The organism is Cohnella laeviribosi DSM 21336 (assembly GCF_000378425.1).
Lineage (GTDB): Bacteria > Bacillota > Bacilli > Paenibacillales > Paenibacillaceae > Cohnella > Cohnella laeviribosi.
This window is the reverse complement of the sequence record NZ_KB899882.1, coordinates 1-5174: the sequence shown is the minus strand read 5'-3', so window position 1 is coordinate 5174 and position 5174 is coordinate 1. Positions and strand designations below refer to the sequence as shown.

Annotated in this window: 5 protein-coding genes and 1 riboswitch; of the genes, 1 reads left to right on the top strand and 4 read right to left on the bottom strand. The window is 41.9% G+C overall.

Going from position 1 to position 5174, the window contains the following annotated elements:
- On the top strand, window positions 1–248 hold a 248-nt coding region (locus tag F560_RS26035; protein WP_169449922.1), incomplete at its 5' end, for a hypothetical protein.
- A 171-nt stretch (window positions 249–419) separates the two neighbouring features.
- Window positions 420–509, bottom strand: a riboswitch (cyclic di-GMP riboswitch).
- Between the two features lie 170 nt (window positions 510–679).
- On the opposite strand, the gene F560_RS0121770 is transcribed toward F560_RS26035, so the two are convergent.
- From F560_RS0121770 to F560_RS24020, 4 genes are all read right to left on the bottom strand, one after another.
- Window positions 680–1162 (bottom strand): hypothetical protein, encoded by a 483-nt coding sequence (locus F560_RS0121770; RefSeq protein WP_019007828.1) that lies wholly within the window; start codon window positions 1160–1162, stop codon window positions 680–682.
- A gap of 122 nt (window positions 1163–1284) precedes the next feature.
- Window positions 1285–3174, bottom strand: coding sequence for a copper resistance CopC/CopD family protein (locus tag F560_RS0121765; RefSeq protein ID WP_019007827.1), 1890 nt, complete (start codon window positions 3172–3174; stop codon window positions 1285–1287).
- 330 nt (window positions 3175–3504) lie between these two features.
- Window positions 3505–5037 carry a M23 family metallopeptidase gene (locus F560_RS24025; protein ID WP_083932175.1) on the bottom strand — a complete coding sequence of 511 codons (1533 nt, stop codon included), beginning with the start codon at window positions 5035–5037 and terminating at the stop codon, window positions 3505–3507.
- Window positions 4971–5174 (bottom strand): transposase (locus F560_RS24020; protein ID WP_019005628.1); only part of this gene is annotated, 204 nt, incomplete at its 5' end. The genes F560_RS24020 and F560_RS24025, both read right to left, overlap by 67 nt.

Sequence of the window (5174 nt, the reverse complement as noted above, 5' to 3'; positions counted from 1 at the left end):
GTGTACTTCCCGAACTTTCTTTGAACAAATATGTGATTAAACCAATCTCTCGACAAACGATCCACTGCAAGATAAAATGGAGCCGCAGCAAAACAGTACATAAGAAACAACCACCACAGCAGCCGGCTCTTCAGGCGTTCTCTCTTGATGAACATGTAGAACTGAGTGATGTTACTTTTGGTAATCGTATTGTCGACATCAATAACCGCATGATTCACCCCATTGGCCAATATTCCGTCAATGTCTAAAGAATCAACAATGTGCTCCATTACATCTCCCCTCAGATAGGTTCAAATTCCCAAGACTTGGATCACATGAATCAGTCGTTTTATATCCCGAAGTCAATCACTTCCTTTCGTCATTTTTTCACAAAAACAAAAAAGACACTACCCCGAACACGTAGTATCTTCTGGATGACTTAGGGTAACCCGGCTATCATTGCATATTTTTATGCAGAAGACCCGTGGCTTTGCGTCCCTGTCTTTCGATCAGGTTTGCCTTTTTCCAAATCATACTTATTACCTATTATTATATTACCAGATTGTAAGAACAGGCAAGAACCAAAATGGGAAATTTTAGAATTTGTCGAAACGGCATTTCTTCTCAACTTAAAACGAATCGTTATAGCATCGATCAAGTGTTACAAATTTTCTATATTTTGAGCTGAAAATTACTGTTTTCAAGAAAGCGTTACGGATTTTTCATAAGGATGAACCTGGCCTTTCGAGTCGGTAATTACGATTGAAATGTCCCATTCGCCCGTTTCGGTTAAAATATTCCCTTTGGCTTCGTAAGTATATTTGTCGAATCCTTCAAAACCAAAAGGATCCGGTCCTCCTGTCTCAAATTCTAATGGTATCGTGAGGCGTAACTCGTCTCCGCTTTTTTTAACCATTTGTACGCTCACATTCTCCGGAACACCGATACCTGTCGGCAGCCACACATCTAACCGGAACGTCTGCCTTGTTTTACTGTCGGGATTTATTCTAAAACTCATATGTGCCTTTTCGCCCATTACATGCCAATACACGGGTTTTGTCATCACAGCCTTTTTAGTCAGAAAGGTTGCCGAAACAATACCGATGAGCACTATCGCTGCGATGCTTGCAACCCAAATGATTTTCTTACGGGTACTTAAGGTAAACCAACTTTCTGTTTTCAACTATTCATTCCCTCCACAAGCTAAACTATTGAAGTATACATTGCTTTTGGACATAAATCCCAAGATGTTTGTTGCATAGGCGTTCTGCTCTTGTCAGTGGAAACGTGAGCCTTAAACATTGTTCAACCTTCTTTTCCAAATTCAACATCATTAGGCATGATGCCAGGAACTTTGATGGTAAAAGGAGATAAATCAATCTGTTCCCCATTTTTCTTTATGACCTTAATCTCTAACTTATATTCTCCGGCGGTGTGGAACAAATTCCCCGTCAATTTATAAACGCCATTTCCCAAATTGAATGTGTTATTAGCCTCGGCCCCTCCAAGTGACGTGTAAAACCGAGCTGTTACTTTTGATACATCCTTGTTGTCGTCCAAGCGGATTGTAAGCACATTACCTCCTGCTACTAATGGCGCGATATCAATCTTCGCCGTAACTCCATTCTTGGTTTGACTTTTCGGAAAAATGCCTTGAACGGCTTCTCTCGGGGCTAAATCAACGAGTATCCCAGCCGTAAACAAAAGAATCACGGCAATGAGCAGTTCAATTCTCAGATTCCTTTGGAACAACCCCGCAAGCTTCTCCGCCATTTGTTTCAACAATCGTCTTTGCCAGATGGCCATGATCACGATAACTACAAACAACAAAATCTTGAAGGCTAACGCTTGTCCCCAAAAACTCATGATTAAACTGGAAAAACTAAAAGACGGGACATAAATGATTGTCATGAAAACCCCTGAGACGCCAATGCCGATAAAGCTAAATAAAGCCCATTTTGCAAATGATTTTCCCGCTTCCTTTAGCCAAATGATTGGTTTCTCTTTCGGCATCATGGAGATCAAACCAATCAGCCCCCCGACCCAAATGGATGATCCGAGAAGATGAATGGCATCAAGGACTGTCGCCCAAACACCTCCATAACCAGGGTCAACGGAATGACCTATAAGAGCCAAACAAAGAACCGACAGAAGAAGTAAATATATCCGTAAGCGATTTACGAACAAACTTAATAAAATGAATCCAACCTGAAGGAGGGTCATCCAAACAAAATTGAAACGAAGGAAGTCGCTTAAGACAACCTCGGAGTATTCAGCTTTGTTCAGAGCCAGTTCTAACACAATAGCGGCCAAGCTTGATACATATAGAATGCTCGAAACAAGCCTCCAACGTGAGAGATTGCCGCTGTTCTTTGCTATCGCCTTCTGGAACCAAGCACCACCAAGAAGCGCCAAAAGTCCAAAGTATGCAACCCCATGAACGATTTGGAGAGAGCCTGTTTGACTCCACAATGTTTCGCGGGAGTATTTATTAATACCGGTTACTGCTGTCATTTTTTCAACAGCAAAATAAACAGTGTCCACTTTCACGTTGTCGCCAATTCGGGGGTAAGACAAGATCGTATACGTTCCAGCAGGCAGCTCATCTTTTAACTTGAGCACAAAGTGATTGGGATCGGCTGGGTCTGCAACAGGCAATCCTGTTTGAAGCAATTGCTGTTTGTCATTTAGGAGCGCGAAATCAAGTTCCACCGCTTCGTTGTACCAAAGCTCAATTGTGTTTGGAGAGGTCTTTACAATGGTTCCGTCTTCAGGATAAGTGCGCTCCAATCTTAATCGTTGAAACCTCTCTTCCGGCGTGGAGAACGCAAGCTTGATTTCAAACAAATATTTTTCTCTAAGGGCATGTCCGTCCATCGACACAACATCGATATCCACAGAGTAAGTTCCAGATGGAAGAGCTTTGGGCAGATCTACAAAAATGTGCCGATTGTTTTTTGGATCTAGTTGCGGCTTTCCTATTTGTATTTCGACTTCCTTCTCATTTCGAACAACGACCGAGCTTCGATGGATCTGGACAGGATCTTTAAAATATAGATCCACTTTATCGGGAACGAAATCCAGAACTTCGTTTACATTCGGACTTCGTTTTTCAATTGGCGAGTGGGCAAATGCAATGGAAGCAGGAATCGTTCCAATTAAAATTAAGAGCAGTAGAACTAAGCGTTTTAACATATCGAACCTCCTTCACGATCTAGTATGAATTATTCCCAAATAAATGCCCCTTTCCTTGCGCTCAGAAAAGGGGTGTAATGTGATTGCCAAAATAGCCTTTTCATATAAAGTTTATAGAAACTAAGATATATGGTATATGATTGGAAAGTCTCACTTCTTCTTACGCATAATGATTTTTCCCAAGATTACGATAATACACATTAAAACAATCCCCAGTACGAGATAAAAAATGGCCGGAGCTCCACTTTTGCCCGTTATTTGCACAGGAGTGTCGGATAACATAAAACTACCCCGTTTCATATAATTCCATGCGTTTTCCGTTACATTAATTTAGTCTAAGAACTTCAAAGGATTGACCTGCTTGTCGTTTTTTCGGATTTCAAAGTGAAGATGTACGCCTGTGGATCTTCCGGTGCTTCCCATGATCCCGATAAGCTCCCCTTTCTCCACTGTTGCTCCTTCTTTTACATTAATCTTGCTTAAGTGAGCATATAGCGTACGATATCCGTTTTGGTGATCAATAATAATGTGTTTGCCGTAACCGGAATTTGTGCCGGCAAAAACGACTTTTCCATTATCGGATGCCATAATGTTTCTATTAGATGATACTGTATCCGTTCCGGCGTGGAGTCTCCCCCAACGTTTTCCAAATTCACTCGTGATTTTCGGTCCCGTAATAGGCCATGCGAATGAACCGGTACCGATTCCCCTGATTACTTTCGAGCCCTGAATCACTTGCTTTGGTATCGGTTTGACAAGAACTTCTTCCTCAACTACAACCTCATCTACCAGTTCGCCATTGATTTTTGTAGTCATATAAATCAATTTTTTCTTCCCGGGCTTTCCCTGTTGTACGACTTTAACGGTTCCCTTTCGCATATTTTCATCGTACGTTATCTTTACCCCATTTGGAATTTGAACCGTTTCGGTCCATTGTTCTACGCTCTTTACCGATAGACGCGGCCGTCTTACGGTTAAATCGAGTTGGTCGCCAATATCGATGAAATCATTTTCTATCCAAGGATTGTTGTCGTATATGACCTGCTGAGGGATATTAAATTTCTGCGCGATACATGAGATACAGTCTCCTTCTTGAACGCGGTAGGTGATTGATTTTACATCCTTGCCTTGCAACATCTCCAATAGCTTGTCTTCCGATAAAAATTGATTCGGGTCTTCGACAACAGTTGTTTTGAAAGAAATCGGCTCTACAAATTTTACAGATTTCAAAACAGGAGAAGGGTTGCTTCTATCAGCTTTATAGGACAGAACGGTGACTTTCGGGTCGGGCTTTCGTGAGACAAATTGCGACTCTAATCGTTTTAATGCATTTTGTGCGGTCTGTTTGTTCTTGACGATACCTATCCATTTACCATCAATAAACACTTCTGTACCTTGAGCTTTGAGAGTATACCGCTTCTCCAATTCGGCGAACAGTTTGACATCATCTGTTTTGCCGTTAAACTTGCGTTCAGAAGTTATCTCAACATCATTTGTTGTATAATGAACACCCGGATATCGGGCCTCGAATTCTTGTTTCTGATTTTTGACCCAAGCATTGACGAGATCTGGAGAACTCGCGATACCGATCTGCTGTCCATTCAGTGAGACGATATAGATTTCCCGAAATTGAGAAGAAACCCAAAAACCAAGAGTCACAGCTAAAATGATGATGAACAGAATAAATCCAATCCATCGATTAAATAGTTGCTCCTGAAAAAGTCGATTTTCAAAAATAGTTTCGGGTTGCTGGCTGGGTTGTGAGGGGGAACTTTCCCTAATGATCGGTTTCCATGTTAGTTTTGGAGCATTTTTGCCGCTCTTTGCAGGTTGTGGGTCAGAATCCCGAAGCCGACCCAGCATTTTGAGCCGACAAAGCCCCGATACCTGCTGCGGTTCAAACCGTACTTCCGCTTGAGAAGACTAATCTTCGCTTCTCCAGCTGCACGGTAACGCTGCAAGTCTTTGAACCATAATTCGTTTTCGTACTCGGATCGGGC

Bases quoted from the DNA above. Each gene is read 5' to 3' on its own strand.
- F560_RS24025 (WP_083932175.1), bottom strand. From the start codon at position 5,037: ATGCTGGGTCGGCTTCGGGATTCTGACCCACAACCTGCAAAGAGCGGC.
- F560_RS0121765 (WP_019007827.1), bottom strand. From the start codon at position 3,174: ATGTTAAAACGCTTAGTTCTACTGCTCTTAATTTTAATTGGAACGATT.